We start from the raw sequence: 13,919 nt of genomic DNA on the forward strand, positions 1-13,919 counted from the left end.
ATGCCGGCCTCGTAGTTATGAACCGATTCCGGCTTCACCGTGGCCGAGGCGAGAATCGGGTTGTTCTGAAGGTCGACCGGCACGCCGTTCTGGTTGATACCGCCCGACTTGAAGCTCTTTGCGTAAGTTGCATAGAACAGCACGTCCGGCGTGATCTTGTAGCTTGCGTTGAAATCGTAGCTGAAGTTCCAGTCGCTGAATTCGGGCGAGATTTCCTGCGGGGTGTAGATCGCCAACTGCGCGGTCTGGCGCGGCGTATAGGACGCCTGACCGAGCAGCAGTTCATTGCCCTGCCCATCGAAGACGCGGCGCTGGTAGTAGCCTTCCTTCTTGTCATAGTTCAGGCGCACGCCGGGCTGGAGCGTCAGTTCCGGCGTGAGATGCCAGCTCAACTGGCCAAACAGCGCAGCGCTGGTGTTCTTGAGATACTGCGTGTTGTAGGCAACCAGGCCGTTCAGCACCGAAGGATCGCAGGCGAGCTGGTTCGACGTCGTGGGGCCGCAGCCCGATGAGCCCGGCGGGACGACGGAGTCGTTGCCCGGATTGATGCTCCAGCGGCTGGCGGCGGCGCCTTGCGCTTCGGTGCCCTGCGTATCGATGCGCTGGTAGAAGCCGAAGGCACCGACGACGAAGTCGATCTTGTCACTGCTGTAGTTGTAGCGCAGTTCCTGCGTATACTGGTCCTGCTGCGAGGGGTTCTGCGACAGGGAGACGATCGGCAGGCCGGTGAAGTCACGGTCGTTGGACGGATCCCAGTCCCAGAAACGCCAGGCGGTGACCGAGGTCAGTTCGCCCGCGCCGAGATTCCACTTCACGCGCAGCGAAGCGCCGCCGATCTTGTTCTTCGCCTTCAGCGGCGTGTCGAGATCGGTAAGACGGTCGAAAGGATCGGTGCTGGGCGGTGCATAGCCCTGCGCTGCGGCAAGCGCGGCGAACTGGCGGTTGAGCGCACGCTGGGTCGTACCGGTGCGGACGTAGACCGAACCGCAGCAGTTCGCATCCTGCGTGCTGAAATCCCCTGCAAGCGTGATCGCCAGCGTGTCGGTCGGCTTCCAGAGCAACTGGCCGCGCAGGCCGAGGTTGTCCTGGCTCTGAATCCACTGGTTGGTCGTCACATTGTAGATCGTGCCGCGACGGTCAGTCGAGGAGATGGCAATGCGTGCCGCCAGCTTGTCTGTCAGCGGGCCGGAAACAGCGGCCTTGGCCTGCTTGAAGTTGTAGTTGCCGATCGAGACTTCGGCCTTGCCTTCGAAGTCGAAGGTGGGCTGGTTCGTCGTGATGTTGATCGCGCCGGCCGTGGTGTTCTTGCCGTAGAGCGTGCCTTGCGGTCCGCGCAGCACTTCGATCTGGGCGACGTCGAGGAAATCGAACGTGGCCGAGGCGACGCGCGAGTTGTAGACGTCGTCGATGTAGATACCGACGCCCTGTTCGATACCGTCATTGGTAAGGCCGAACGGCACTCCGAGACCGCGAATGTTGACCGCCGTGTTGCGCGGGTTCGAGGAATAGAACTGCAGTGTAGGCGTGAGCTGCTGGAGGCGGCCGACGTTGAACGAGCCGGTGGAGTCGATATGCTCGCCGCCCACCACGGAGATCGCCAAAGGCACTTCCTGGCTCGATTCCTGACGGCGACGTGCCGTCACGAGGATCTCACCACCGCGATCGTGGGCGCCCGTGCCCACCGAGGTCGGCGGTCCCTCTTCGGTGCCGTCGGCATTGACCGATGTCGTCGTCGCCACCGGTTCCGCGGCTTCCTCGGCCAATGCGGGCGTCGCGGCCAGCATGAGCGTGAACGATAGGCAAGCGAGTGGAAGCGGGGCCGGAAGCGGCCCGCGAATAAACTTTCTCATGAAGTCCCCCTTATGTTTTTCGAAGGGCCTCACATCCGGCGGTCCGGTCTGCGCGGCAGGCTGTCAGGTTCCGGTGAAGCGCACGCCTACGAGGCGAAGCGCCGCCGTTCAGTGATGTCCAGCTGAACGAGCTTTCCATCGTGGACTGTCAGTTGGATGACGCCGTAGCGCATCTGATCCAGGGCATCGGCGACTACCTGAAGAGGTGCCGCCTTGGGATTTGTGCCCTCTGAATCCCTGGAGAGGTGCAGTCCCGATCGCTGGTTGTCCGATGACGGTTGAGACATTGCGAATCTTCCTCCGAGCGCGGCTTTATCCTGCCGCCGTCCGCACTCGTATTCTCAACTTAATAAGTTGACAATACGCCTACCCGAAAGTTTCTCGTTTTCACGCCAAAGCAAAATCTATTTACGCCGAAGCGATGAATGGCTCCCCCCTTTGAACAGGATGGCAAATAGGGATCGCAGCCATCGACCGCCCGGCTATCCGGACGGCATCGCTTCGCGAAAAATATAAATAAAATGGATACTTACTTGCCGCGCGGGGCGGCGCTTCCGCGCTTAGACGTCTTCGTCGATCTGCGCGGGAACGGGGTCGATCCGGTCAGAAAGACGCACGCCGTCAAGCAGTTCAGCGGTGCGATCACGCACTTCCAGCATCAAGGCACGAGTGCGACATTCACCTTCTTCAAGGCAATTCTTGCACTTTTCGTGCGCGAAACGACTGGCGCAGGGCACGAGTGCGAGCGATCCGCGCATCAGGCGAATGAGATCGCCATAAGTGATGTCGATCGGGGAGACCGCAAGCCGGTAGCCGCCATCCTTGCCTCGCTGGGAATCGACAATGCCGAACCGGGTCAGTTCGGACAGGATCGTCGTCAGGAATTTGGCGGGAATGTTCTGTGCTTCGGCGATCTGCGCGAGTTGAATCGGACCTTGCCCGTAGTTGTCGGCAAGATGCTGCATGGCGCGGATGGCGTATCGGGTTTTCTGCGAAAGCACGTTCCCGTCATGCAGCAGCGCAAGAGCCGATGGCAAGGCCGTTAAGCCGTGATTTCACAGATTGTCAGCCTTTTTGGTTGGCAAGGCAAAATGGCGCCTCCGCCGGAGGCCGGTTCAGGCGGAGGCAGGTGTCGAAACAGGGGTCAGGCGGCTGTCCGGCGGGCGACCGAGAAAGTACGGATGCCCAGTGCGATCATGGCGGCGAGCGTCGCGAGTTGTGCCGCGAGAAATGGAGTCTCGGTCCCTTGGGGAGCGAGAGCATGAAGCGACGGCACTTTCAGGAAGGCCTGTGTCACGAAGGCCAGCAGGTTGAGGTAAAGCGCCAGGCTCGCGCTCACAGCATAAATAGCCCTCGCGCGGCCCTTCAGCCCGTAACGGTAGACCGCAATGAAGGCGACTGCGAGAACCGGGGTCGAGACGATTCCGGTAATGAGCGCCGGCGTAATCGCGCGGATCGGAAACAGGAAACCGGTGAGCGTCGTCGCCGCCGTAGTGACGAGAAAGAGCCCTGTGAGGAACCGCACTCTCACGCGGCCCGATGCGAAGGCCAGCATGACCACGATCCCGGTCGCGATCGCTACCAAGCTGATCGCGACATGGAGTGCGGTGAACTGGGCGATATCGAGACCAAGGATCATGACACGCTCCCTCAGTTGGCCGCCACCGCGCCGTAGCGCAGCGCGGGTGTTGAAAGCGAAAGGTTGGGACGCATCGCGAGGCGCGCCGCCAGATAGGCTTCATACTGCGCCATGTCGGGCAGCGCCGGGATGGTCACCGCTTCTCCCATGTCGAGACCGGCGAGCGCGGCATCGACCATGTCTTGCGCTTCCATGACCATGTGCGCGGGAAGCGTCGCCATCTTCTCATCGGTCCAGATCGCGGTGCGAGTGATCCCCGGCAGAACCGCCTGGACGCGAACGCCCTTGGGGCCGAGTTCGGCGGCGAGCGCTTCGCTAAATGCCAGCACATAGGCCTTCGTGGCGGGATAGACCGCCGTGAAGGCATCCGGCATCAGCGCCGTGACGGAAGTGATGTTGACGATGGTCCCCTCTCCCGCAGCAGCCAACCGGGGCGCGATCGCCGCCGAAAGGCGGGTTACGGCGCGGATGTTGAGGTCGATCATGCCCGAAAGATAGTCGGGGTCGGCTTCGACGATCGAGCCTTCGTTGGCGATGCCCGCATTATTGACGAGGCCCACGATCGCATCGTCGGCGCGCAGCCGCTGTTCCACGTGCAACAGATCCTCGGCCACCGCGAGATCGGCAGCGATCACTTCCACCGCGACGCCGGTTTCCGCCTCGAGCCGCGCGGCGAGATCGGCCAGCCTGTCCTTGCGGCGAGCGACGAGGATCAGGTCATGCCCGCGACGGGCCAGACGGTCGGCATAGAGCGCGCCGATGCCATCGGAAGCGCCGGTAACGAGGTAGGTGTTCTTGCTCATCGTACTTCTCCTGGGCTTCTATTGCTTTCGGGGTCGGTGTCTTTGCGCCGGGCACGATTGGAGATAGGCTTTGCCGTCCCGTTCGGGGCGCGGCGCTTGCGACATTGAGCAGGCCAAAACCGACAAAGGATGTTCGCGACGATGAAACCGACTTCGCGGCCTGAACTGGAAGTTGGCCTCTTACTCTACCACGGCTGCCAGATGGCGATGATCCATGGAATTACGGACCTCTTCGCCATAGCTTCCCACTTCTCCACCGGGCGCGGCGGGCCGGCCCTTCGCGTCAGTCACTGGATGCGCAGCGAAGAGGGCCAGTTCGCGCGATGCCACGACACCGCGGCGGACCGGCCGGGAGAACCTTCGGTGCTGATAGTCCCCGGCCGCCTTTCCGGACCTGCCGGCCTGGAAGAAGCCGCCCCTTATGCCCGATGGCTGCGCGAGCACCATGCACGCGGCGCCACGCTGGCCTCCAGCTGCGGCGGCGCCTTCATCCTCGCCGCAACCGGGCTTCTCGACGGCCGTCCGGCAACCACGCACTGGCTTTTCGCGCAGGACTTCCGGGAGCGGTTTCCCAAGGTTCTCGTAGAACCTGACAAGATCGTGATCGAGGACGGTGACATCATCACCGGAGGCGGACTCATGGCCTGGACCGATCTGGGCGTGCGGCTGGTTGACCGCCTGCTTGGCCCGACCGTCATGATCGAAACCGCGAAGTTCCTGCTCGTCGATCCCGCCGGGCGCGAACAGCGGCACTATTCCAGCTTCGCGCCGAAACTCACGCATGGCGACGAGGCGATCCTGAAGGTGCAGCACTGGTTGCAGTCACGCGGCGGCCGACCGGCCAGCGTGGCCGAAATGGCGGATATGGCCGGGCTTGAGGAACGCACGCTCCAGCGCCGGTTCAAGAGCGCGACCGGGATGAAGCCCACCGAATACGTCCAGCACTTGCGCATCGGCAAGGCGCGCGAACTGCTGGAATTCACCCGGCGCTCGATCGACCAGATCGCCTGGTCGGTGGGCTATGAGGACGCCACCGCGTTTCGCCGCGTGTTCAGCCGGATACTTGGCCTGACTCCCGGCGACTATCGGGCTCGCTTCCACAGTGGAGCGGAACTGGCGGTGGCAGCCTGATTCACCCCGGAGAAAGCGCCCCGTCGCCCTTCCGCTCTTCGGCCTTGGCGGCGAGCCTTCGGGCGAGAACGGCGCAGACCATGAGCTGGATCTGGTGGAAGAACATCAGCGGCAGGATGATCGCGCCCACCTGCGCGGCGGGAAACAGCACGCCTGCCAGCGGCACGCCGGTCGCCAGGCTCTTTTTCGAGCCGCAGAACAGGATGACGATGCGGTCTTCGTGATTGAAGCCCAGCAGCCTGCCCAGCACATTTCCCAGCACCATCACGAGCGCCAGAATCCCAAGCGAAAGCGCCGCGATGAGCGCCAGTTCGGAAAGCGTCACCTTCTGCCACAGTCCCTCGAGCACGGCGGCCCCGAACGCGGTATAGACCACCAGCAGGATCGAACCGCGATCCGTATAGCCCAGCAGCTTCTTGTGCCGGTGGACGAAGCCCCCGATCCACGGCCGCAGCAGGTGTCCCGCCACGAACGGCAGCAGCAGCTGGAGCGAAATCGTGACGATCGGATCGGTCGAGAAGCCCTGCGCCTTGCCGGTGATGAGCAGCGCGGTGAGCACCGGGGTCAGGAAAATGCCCGCAAGGTTCGAGAACGAGGCGCTGCACACCGCCGCCGCCACGTTGCCGCCCGCAATCGCGGTGAAGGCGATCGAACTCTGCACCGTTGAGGGCAGCAGGGTCAGGAACAGCACCCCGGTCGCCAGCGAGGGTTCGAGGCCCGGAATGGCACTCACGCCAAGGCCGATCAGCGGGAACAGCACGAAAGTCAGGCAGGCCACCGTCAGGTGCAGCTTCCACGCCCGCGCCCCGTCGAGGATAGCCTCGCGAGAGAGCTTGGCGCCGTGCAGGAAGAACAGCAGCGCGATCCCCGCATCGGCCACCCCGCCCGCCACATCCGCCCAGACCCCGCGCGCCGGAAGCACCGAGGCCAGCCCCACCGTCGAGACCAGCAGGAGAAGATAAGGATCGATGTTCAGGCGCGAAAGCAGGCGATTCATGGAGAGTCCTGATCGAGGGAAAAGAAGGAAATCAGCCGGAAACGGGACCGGAGCCCGCACCGGAATCGCGAATGGCGGCAGCAATTCCGGCCAAGTCCTCATCGCTCAGCACCAGACCGGCCGCGGCCACCCAGCCGTCCACTTGCGCCGGGCTGCGCGCGCCGACGATGGCCCCCGTGACGCCCGGAACAGCCAGCACCCAGGCAACCGCCACCGCAGCCTGCGATACCCCGTGCCGCTCTGCCACCGGCTTCATCGCCGCTGCCACGGCCAAGTTGCGAACGAGATTCTCCCCGGTGAAGTCGGGATGGCGGCTACGCCAGTCATCCGCGGCAAGCGCCGCCGCGCGCTCGGCCGAGAAGGCCCCGGAAAGCAGGCCCGACTGCATCGGGCTATAGACGATCACCCCGGTATCCCGGGCAAGACACCATGGCAGGTCCCGTTCCATCGCACCGCGCTTCAACGCCGAAAGCGGCGGCTGAAGGGTGTCGACATGGCCCATGCCCTCAGCCTCGGCCAGTTGCCCGGCATCGTGATTGGACAGGCCGACCGCCCTCACCTTCCCCGCCGCCTTCAGTTCCAGCAAGGCGCCCCAGTATTCGTCCAGCGCCGAGCCGTCCTCTGCCGGCCAATGCATCTGCAGCAGGTCGATCCGCTCCACGCGCAGGCGCCGCAGTGAATCCTCGGCCTCCTGCACGATCGACGCCTTGCGGCCGACGCGAATCTTGGAATTGCGATCGTTCGGATCCCAGACCTGCCCGCACTTGGTGAAGACATAGGGCCGTTCGTGAACGGGCATCTCCGCAAGGGCGCGCGCGACCACCTCCTCGGAGTGGCCAAGGCCGTAGATCGCCGCCGTGTCGATCCAGTTCACTCCGCGTGACACGGCATGGCGGATGGCACGGATCGAATCTGCATCGTCCTGCGCGCCCCAACCGACCGCCCAGTCCGGCCCGCCGATGGCCCAGGCGCCAAATCCGACGCGGCTGATCTCCATGCCCGTCAAACCGAGCGGACGGGTGGCGAGCCTTTCTGCGATGCCGGTGGTCATGGCCATGCTTCTCCCTGAGGGGCGGCGTGATCAAAGCCTGCGCCGCCGACCTTCGAACTCATCCCGCCATTGCCATGCCTCCGGCGCCCGGTCTTGTCGCCAGACCACCCGGCAGCTTGACGCAAGACGCCATGCCCCGCCGATTTTGCATTGCAAGAAAGCGGGCTGCGGGAAAACTCCTGTTCGTTAACCCGTACAAGCCTTGGAAAACCGGCGATTCGTACTAACTTCGTCCTCCGTCGCAGGTTTCAACGGTCAAGTACTTATTCGCAAATGCACAAGACCGCGTCCGTTCCCCGCGCCAGATTTTCCGACAAGCGGCCACAAGCACAAGCACGAGCCGCAAAACCGGGAATCGGTCTGACTTTGTTCGGGGAGCTACCATGATCAGCAAGTCACGAATCGCCTACGCGCTCGCCTCGAGCGTTTCTCTCCTCGCGTTCGCATCGGGCAGCGCGCACGCCGAGGAAGCCGCCGCAGCAGCAGCCACCGCTGCCGCCGCGCCGTCCGAAGGCCTTACCGATATCGTCGTCACTGCCGAGCGCCGCGACGTCAGCCTGCAACAGGCGCCGCTTTCGGTCAGCGCCATCACCGCCGAAACGCTCAAGGCCTCGAACATCAACGACATTACCGGCCTCAACGGTACGGTTCCCGGTCTCGTGGTCGCCCGCAGCGGCGGCGGCGAGCGCATCATCTCGATCCGCGGCATCGGTTCGGAAACGCCCGAGAACACCAATACCCAGCCGGGTGTCTCCTATCACATCGACGGCGTCTACATCTTCAACTCGATCGCCGCGAGCGCGGCCTTCATCGACGTGGCGCAAGTCGAGGTACTGCGCGGTCCACAGGGCACCCTGTTCGGACAGGGATCGACCGGCGGCACCATCAACGTCGTATCGATCGAGCCGAGCACCGAGAGCCTGAGCGGCAATCTCAACGCCGGGATCGGCAACTACAACTACATGGAGGGCTCGGGCGCGGTGAACGTGCCCCTGTCCAGCACCCTCGCGGTGCGCGGCGCCTTCCAGTACACCAAGCATGACGGCTACGCCTATGCCACCAAGGTGCCCGGTGTAGAAAAGTACGACCTCGACGATCAGGACGAGACCGGCTGGCGTCTCGGCGCCAAGTGGCAGCCTGCCTCGAACTTCTCGGTCGTGCTGAACACGGTGCAGTTCAACAGCGAGACCAACGGCCCCGCCCAGAAGAACATCCTCGATCCCGAAACCGATCCGCGCGTACTGACGCAGGACTATCCGGGGCGCTCCAAGGTCAAGACGCAGCTCTATACCGGCGTGGTGAAGTGGGAGACGCCGTTCGCCACGATCAAGTCGATCACCGGCTACCAGAAGCTCCATTCCGAACAGGCGTGGGATTCGGACGGCCTCGACACCGAAACGTTCTTCCAGAACACCTACAACCCGATCAGCTTCACCGGCGTGGCCTACGACCATGTGCCGCTGTGGGAATCGGACACCAAGAGCTGGAGCCAGGAGCTCAACCTGACCTCCAACGGCAGCGGCCCGTTCAACTGGGTTCTCGGCGGGGTCTACCTGCACTCCAAGAACAGCCAGTACATCAACGAATACCGCGGTTCGACCGGCGACATCCTTTCCCCGGCGCTGCCCACCAGCACGGCCTGGAACGATCCCGCGATCGAAAACCTGACTTATGCCGAACTGTCCTCGATCAAGCGCGATCTTTACGCCTTCTTCGCACAGGGCACCTACGATCTCACCAGCCAGCTCAAGCTGACCGCCGGCGTGCGATACAACCACGACAAGGCCACCGGCATGTTCGACAGCATGTCCGGCGGCACTTCCAGCCAGACCTCGGGCGCCTATCTCCAGCCTTCCTCCACGGGAGGCCGCAAGGGCGATGCATGGACCGGCAAGGTCGCGCTGGATTACCAGATCACGCCAAGCAACATGGTCTATGCAAGCTGGACGCGCGGCTTCAAGCCGGGGGGCATCAACTCTTCCGCTTCCGCGGGCAACAGCTACTCGATCCTGCCGACCTACAAGCAGGAAACCGTCGACTCGTTCGAGATCGGCACCAAGAACCGGTTCCTGGGCGATACGCTCCAGATCAACGGTTCGGCCTTCCTCTACAACTATCGCAACATGCAGTTCCTGGAGGAAGACCCGATCCTTTACGGCGAGGGCATCAGCAACGCCCCCAAGGCGCGTGTCTACGGCCTCGAACTCGAAGGCTCCTACATTCCCACCGAAGGACTGCGCTTCGACGCCTCGATGTCCTATCTGGAGGGCGAATTCACGTCGCACTACCTCGCGCTCGATCCGACCAACGCCGCCAATGCCCAGAACGCGGCGGGCTATCCCGACTACCTGTTCTGGACCAACTTCGCCGCCGCCGTGGCGGCACGCGATGCCGCGCGTGAGGATATCAAGGGTAACCGCATCCCCAAGCTGCCGCGCTGGCAGGGCAATGTGGCCGCGACCTGGAACGGTCAGGTCGGTCCGGGCGAACTGACCGCCCGTGCCCAGTTGATCTACCGGGGCAAGTACCAGTACCGCCTGTTCAACGAAGGCGATGTCGACATCACGCCCTCGTACACGCAGGTCAACCTGATGCTGAAGTACGAACCGCAGGACACCAACACCAACGTCACCCTGCGCGTCGTCAATCTCTTCGACAAGAACGGCGTGAACTCGCGCTTCTCCGACCCCTACGGCAGCGCCCAGGTCATGGAGACCTTCATTCCGCCGCGTCAGGTGATCCTTTCGGTCGGCTACAAGTTCTGATCCGGCCCGAAAGGGTCGCGGGAACGGCAAAGGGCGCGGAGGCTTCGGTCTCCGCGCCCTTTCCTTTTCGGACAAAGTGCCGCCGATCCTTGTTCCGCAGCCTCGATCAACTATCTAGGCGCAGGTCATCAAGAGTGTGCAGCCGCAGCATGAGAGCCTGCACGGCGTGTCAGTCCGGCGATTCCATCCGGACGGAGCCCGCAGGAGTAGCAATGCCGCGCAGTGCCCTCGTCATGTTCGCCGCCTCGCTGGGGTTCTTCTTCGTGACGGCGACGACCTTCACCTCTCTCGGCTATGTGCTCTATACGATGGTGGCGCAGCTCGGCTGGTCGAAGGCGGCCGCGGGGCTCAGCTTCTCGCTGCTCGGGCTCGCCTGTGGTCTCGCCAGCCCGCTGCCGCCGCTGCTAATGAAATCCATCGGCACCCGGCTGACGATGTTTGCGGGCTGCCTCACCCTTGCCGCCGGGTTCTTCATCGCTTCGCAGATCGAACACCTGACGCTGTTCTTCGTGGCCACCACGCTGATGGGCATCGGCTTCTCGCTCGTCGCTCCCTCGCCCGCCGTCTACCTGCTGGCGACATGGTTCCCGCGCACCTCCTCACGGATGATCGGCTTCTACTTCATGACCGGCGCGGCGGGCGGCATCGTCGGCCCCCTGATCGTCGGCGGCATCGTCGGCCTGACCGGCGACTGGCGCCTGCACTGGCTGGTCATGTCCGTAAGCGCCCTCATCCTCGGCCTGATCTGCCTCGCCTGCATCCGCGACGCGGTGAAGGTGGAAAGCGTTGAGCAGGTCAAGGGCGCGGGCCATGAGCAGGCCGCCCCGGCGCAGAATAGCGTGTGGACCGTGAAGCAGGCGCTGATGACCCCGAGCTTCCTGATTCTCGCCCTCATCATGACGGTGGTGCAGACGGCGGTCACTTCGGCGCACTCCATTCTCGTGGCTCACATCGCCAACCTCGGCGAAGGCGCCGCGCCCGGCGCGATCGCCATGAGCCTGCTGGCCTTTGCCGGCACCGGCGCCAAGGGGCTGACCGGCACCCTGTGCGAACGCATCGACCCGCGCCGCATTCTTGTAGCGGGACTCGCCCTGCAGGCCCTGGCCATGGCATTGCTGTGGTCCGCCTCGATGGTGCTTGTCGCCACGGCGGCCGCCACGCTGTTCGGACTGGGCTGGGGCATGGCCTGGCTCTCGGCCCATATCCTCCTCCTGCGCTACTTCGGCGCCGGCATCGCCGGCGATATGACCGCCATGGCCACCACGGCAACGACTCTTGCAGTCCTCGGCCCGATCGGTGCCGGCCGGATCGCCGACGTGACCGGCGGCTATTCGCTGGCCATCCTCGTGTTTGCCCTGCTGCTGGCTGCCGCCACGATCGTTGCGGTGCTGTTCCTGCGTGCGCCGGTCTATCGCCCCGCACCAGCCGCCCCGCAGCCAGCCGCGATCGACGAAGACGGAATGGTCCCGGCCGAATAAGCAGTTCCCGCCGGAAGCAAAAGCCACCCGAAGCGCTGTAGTCGCTTCGGGTGGCTTTTGCATTTTTGAAGCGGACTTCGCAGGGCGGTATCCATTCCTGCCAAAAGTCACTGCGCCCAGTGCAAAGCCCTGCCCTGCGGCACCCGCTAGTCTGGCCCGGTTGCGGGAGGACGCACGGCGTTCTCCCCGGTCTCACCGATACGGGGATCAGGCAGGAATGACTCTACTCAACGATCAGTTCTTCGACAGCCTTGGCAGTTCCATCAAGGACACGCTCGAAGCCGACACGCTGCCTCCGGCCTGCTATACCGACGAGGAATTCCACCACTTCGAGAAAGCTGCCCTGTTCGAGCACGAATGGCTCTGCGTCGGCCGTGCCGAGTGGCTGGAAAAGCCCGGTGACTTCTTCACCGTGACCCGCGCGGACGAGCCGATCATCGTCACCAAAACGCGCGACGGCACCGTCAAGGCGCTTTCGGCGGTCTGCCAGCACCGCGCCATGCTGGTGGCGGAGGGTCACGGCAATGCCCGCGCCTTCGTTTGCCCCTATCATCACTGGACCTACGATCTGGACGGCACGCTCGTCGGCGCACCGGCGATGAACCGCACCTGCAATTTCGACAAGAAGGCCGCCAGCCTGCCGGAAATCCGGCACGAGATCTGGCACGGCTTCGTCTTCATCAACCTCGATCCCGAAGCCGAGCCGCTGACCCCGCGCCTTTCGGGGCTGGAGGATGTCGTCGCCAACTATGACTTCGCGAACCTGCGCGGGCCGCGTCCAGAGGAAGCCACCGTGTTCCCCTGGAACTGGAAAGTCATGCTGGAGAACAACAACGACGGCTACCACGCCAGCCGCCTGCACGCAGGGCCGCTGCACGACTTCATCCCGAGCGGGCTCGCCACTTTCCCCGAAGTGCCGGAAGATTCGGCGGGCTATTACCGGCTCAACGGCACGCTTCACAAGAACGCCGCCTTCAACGCCACGCAGAAGTCGGTCTTCCCGGTGTTCCCCAAGCTTACCGAGGAGGAGCAGAACCGGCTCCTCTTCGTGAACCTGCCGCCCAGCCTCTCGCTGGTCGTGCTGAACGACACCGTGCTCTATCTCATCATGGACCCGCGCTCGGCCCAGTCGCACGCCCTGACCATCGGCACGCTGATGGTGCCCGAGGCCATGGACGATCCGCTGTTCGAGCTGAAGATGAAGATGAACGACACAGCGGTCGAGGAGATCGTCAGCCAGGACTTCCACGTCGACGAGCTGGTCCAGCAGGGCCTGCGCTCGAAGTTCGCGCCGCGCGGTCGCTACTCCTGGCAGGAGGGGGCCCAGCGCCTGCTCAACGTCTGGCTGGTGGAGCGCTATCGCCGCGAATGGGACCGCCGCCGCGGGCCCCAGAAACCTTTGGCTGCCCCGGTCACCCGCCTGCGCGCCTGATTTACAGAGTTTTACCGTCACCCATTCCCGACGGTCTGCGGCGTCCGGTCTCGTACCGGGCGCCGCCTTTTTATCCGCGCTTCCGGGCAGGCGCGAGGAATCAACGATTCGTGCGCGGCATGGCGAGCGTCCGCAAACCTACCGGCTAGGCCTGTCTCCATACCAACGGGAGCACGCCTACATGACCAACACCCTCATCTTCGTCGACTTCGCCACCGACGATCCCGCCAAGGCCGGCGAATTCTATGCGGAAGTCTTCGGCTGGGAAAACGACGCGCGCCCGCACGGTATCTACCACCGCATGGTCCCTGGCGGCTTCTTCCAGAACAAGGACGGGTCGGACAGCCAGATCGGCAACCTCCACCTCGGCGTGTTCGACGCGAACAACGCCCGCCCGCACCCGAATCCCGAAGGCGTGGAGCCGCGCACCTTGTCCACCGATGGCCGCAAGGCGCGCATCTGGGTGCTGATCGGCGACGACGACAGCCCCGAACGCATTCTCGCCACCGCCGAAAAGCTGGGCGGCAAGGTGCTCTGGCGCAACCATTACTGGAAGGAATTCAACGGCTACAACCACGCCTTCGCCGATCCCTGGGGCAACGAGATACTGCTGTGGGGCAAGGCCGGCGAGAATCCGCAGATTCCCGAGGACTACACGCGCGAATAGGCAGGGGCTTCCACGGCGGCGCGACAAGTTCTTGTGCGCGCCGCCGCAAGACCGCCCGCCCCGCTTCTCCATAGCCTGCACGCATCGAAGCTATACCCGGAGCCAG

General features: G+C 63.9%; 12 protein-coding genes (1 of these 12 only partly in view). 5 read left to right on the plus strand and 7 right to left on the minus strand.

The features are described from left to right. From ACXJ16_RS12560 to ACXJ16_RS12580, 5 genes are all read right to left on the minus strand, one after another. Window positions 1-1,850: the 5' portion of a TonB-dependent receptor gene (locus tag ACXJ16_RS12560; RefSeq protein ID WP_185998290.1), read on the minus strand. It extends 709 nt beyond the left edge of the window; 1,850 of the gene's 2,559 nt are visible here — the first part of the coding sequence; the start codon lies at window positions 1,848-1,850; its stop codon lies beyond the left edge, outside the window. Window positions 1,851-1,936: 86 nt separating this feature from the next. Continuing rightward, window positions 1,937-2,137: a YezD family protein gene (locus tag ACXJ16_RS12565; RefSeq protein ID WP_054442000.1), complete on the minus strand. Its 201-nt coding sequence runs from the start codon at window positions 2,135-2,137 to the stop codon at window positions 1,937-1,939. A 273-nt stretch (window positions 2,138-2,410) separates the two neighbouring features. After that, a complete protein-coding gene (locus tag ACXJ16_RS12570) occupies window positions 2,411-2,851 on the minus strand; it encodes an RrF2 family transcriptional regulator (protein WP_054442256.1) in 441 nt (146 codons plus the stop codon). Window positions 2,852-2,994: 143 nt separating this feature from the next. Continuing rightward, window positions 2,995-3,489 carry a hypothetical protein gene (locus ACXJ16_RS12575; protein ID WP_185998291.1) on the minus strand — a complete coding sequence of 165 codons (495 nt, stop codon included), beginning with the start codon at window positions 3,487-3,489 and terminating at the stop codon, window positions 2,995-2,997. Between the two features lie 11 nt (window positions 3,490-3,500). Then, window positions 3,501-4,292: an SDR family NAD(P)-dependent oxidoreductase gene (locus ACXJ16_RS12580; protein WP_324697584.1), complete on the minus strand. Its 792-nt coding sequence runs from the start codon at window positions 4,290-4,292 to the stop codon at window positions 3,501-3,503. Between the two features lie 141 nt (window positions 4,293-4,433). Between ACXJ16_RS12580 and ACXJ16_RS12585 the strand changes: the two genes are divergently transcribed. Then, complete coding sequence (locus ACXJ16_RS12585; protein ID WP_324697582.1) at window positions 4,434-5,423, plus strand: GlxA family transcriptional regulator; 990 nt, start codon at window positions 4,434-4,436, stop codon at window positions 5,421-5,423. A 1-nt stretch (window position 5,424) separates the two neighbouring features. On the opposite strand, the gene ACXJ16_RS12590 is transcribed toward ACXJ16_RS12585, so the two are convergent. Both ACXJ16_RS12590 and ACXJ16_RS12595 read right to left on the minus strand, forming a co-directional pair. Then, window positions 5,425-6,420: a bile acid:sodium symporter family protein gene (locus ACXJ16_RS12590; protein ID WP_463920775.1), complete on the minus strand. Its 996-nt coding sequence runs from the start codon at window positions 6,418-6,420 to the stop codon at window positions 5,425-5,427. Window positions 6,421-6,451: 31 nt separating this feature from the next. Further along, window positions 6,452-7,471, minus strand: coding sequence for an aldo/keto reductase (locus ACXJ16_RS12595; RefSeq protein ID WP_454796452.1), 1,020 nt, complete (start codon window positions 7,469-7,471; stop codon window positions 6,452-6,454). A gap of 383 nt (window positions 7,472-7,854) precedes the next feature. Between ACXJ16_RS12595 and ACXJ16_RS12600 the strand changes: the two genes are divergently transcribed. The 4 genes from ACXJ16_RS12600 to ACXJ16_RS12615 all read left to right on the plus strand — a co-directional run bounded on the left by ACXJ16_RS12600 (window position 7,855) and on the right by ACXJ16_RS12615 (window position 13,813). Beyond that, the gene (locus tag ACXJ16_RS12600; RefSeq protein WP_454796451.1) at window positions 7,855-10,236 is read left to right on the plus strand and encodes a TonB-dependent receptor; all 2,382 of its coding nucleotides are present in this window, start codon (window positions 7,855-7,857) and stop codon (window positions 10,234-10,236) included. 212 nt (window positions 10,237-10,448) lie between these two features. Further along, the gene (locus ACXJ16_RS12605) at window positions 10,449-11,714 is read left to right on the plus strand and encodes an MFS transporter (protein ID WP_292635196.1); all 1,266 of its coding nucleotides are present in this window, start codon (window positions 10,449-10,451) and stop codon (window positions 11,712-11,714) included. A gap of 217 nt (window positions 11,715-11,931) precedes the next feature. Beyond that, a complete protein-coding gene (locus tag ACXJ16_RS12610) occupies window positions 11,932-13,146 on the plus strand; it encodes an aromatic ring-hydroxylating oxygenase subunit alpha (protein ID WP_054442004.1) in 1,215 nt (404 codons plus the stop codon). A 181-nt stretch (window positions 13,147-13,327) separates the two neighbouring features. Next, the gene (locus tag ACXJ16_RS12615; RefSeq protein WP_324697572.1) at window positions 13,328-13,813 is read left to right on the plus strand and encodes a VOC family protein; all 486 of its coding nucleotides are present in this window, start codon (window positions 13,328-13,330) and stop codon (window positions 13,811-13,813) included. Window positions 13,814-13,919: the final 106 nt, after the last annotated feature.

It is taken from the genome of Novosphingobium sp. TK71, from assembly GCF_055361505.1.

What these genes read in the sequence shown, in the direction of transcription:
- ACXJ16_RS12565 (WP_054442000.1), bottom strand. Translation starts at nt 2,137, where the DNA reads ATGTCTCAACCGTCATCGGACAACCAGCGATCGGGACTGCACCTCTCC.
- ACXJ16_RS12575 (WP_185998291.1), bottom strand. Translation starts at nt 3,489, where the DNA reads ATGATCCTTGGTCTCGATATCGCCCAGTTCACCGCACTCCATGTCGCG.
- ACXJ16_RS12580 (WP_324697584.1), bottom strand. Translation starts at nt 4,292, where the DNA reads ATGAGCAAGAACACCTACCTCGTTACCGGCGCTTCCGATGGCATCGGC.
- ACXJ16_RS12585 (WP_324697582.1), top strand. Translation starts at nt 4,434, where the DNA reads ATGAAACCGACTTCGCGGCCTGAACTGGAAGTTGGCCTCTTACTCTAC.
- ACXJ16_RS12590 (WP_463920775.1), bottom strand. Translation starts at nt 6,420, where the DNA reads ATGAATCGCCTGCTTTCGCGCCTGAACATCGATCCTTATCTTCTCCTG.
- ACXJ16_RS12595 (WP_454796452.1), bottom strand. Translation starts at nt 7,471, where the DNA reads ATGACCACCGGCATCGCAGAAAGGCTCGCCACCCGTCCGCTCGGTTTG.
- ACXJ16_RS12600 (WP_454796451.1), top strand. Translation starts at nt 7,855, where the DNA reads ATGATCAGCAAGTCACGAATCGCCTACGCGCTCGCCTCGAGCGTTTCT.
- ACXJ16_RS12605 (WP_292635196.1), top strand. Translation starts at nt 10,449, where the DNA reads ATGCCGCGCAGTGCCCTCGTCATGTTCGCCGCCTCGCTGGGGTTCTTC.
- ACXJ16_RS12610 (WP_054442004.1), top strand. Translation starts at nt 11,932, where the DNA reads ATGACTCTACTCAACGATCAGTTCTTCGACAGCCTTGGCAGTTCCATC.
- ACXJ16_RS12615 (WP_324697572.1), top strand. Translation starts at nt 13,328, where the DNA reads ATGACCAACACCCTCATCTTCGTCGACTTCGCCACCGACGATCCCGCC.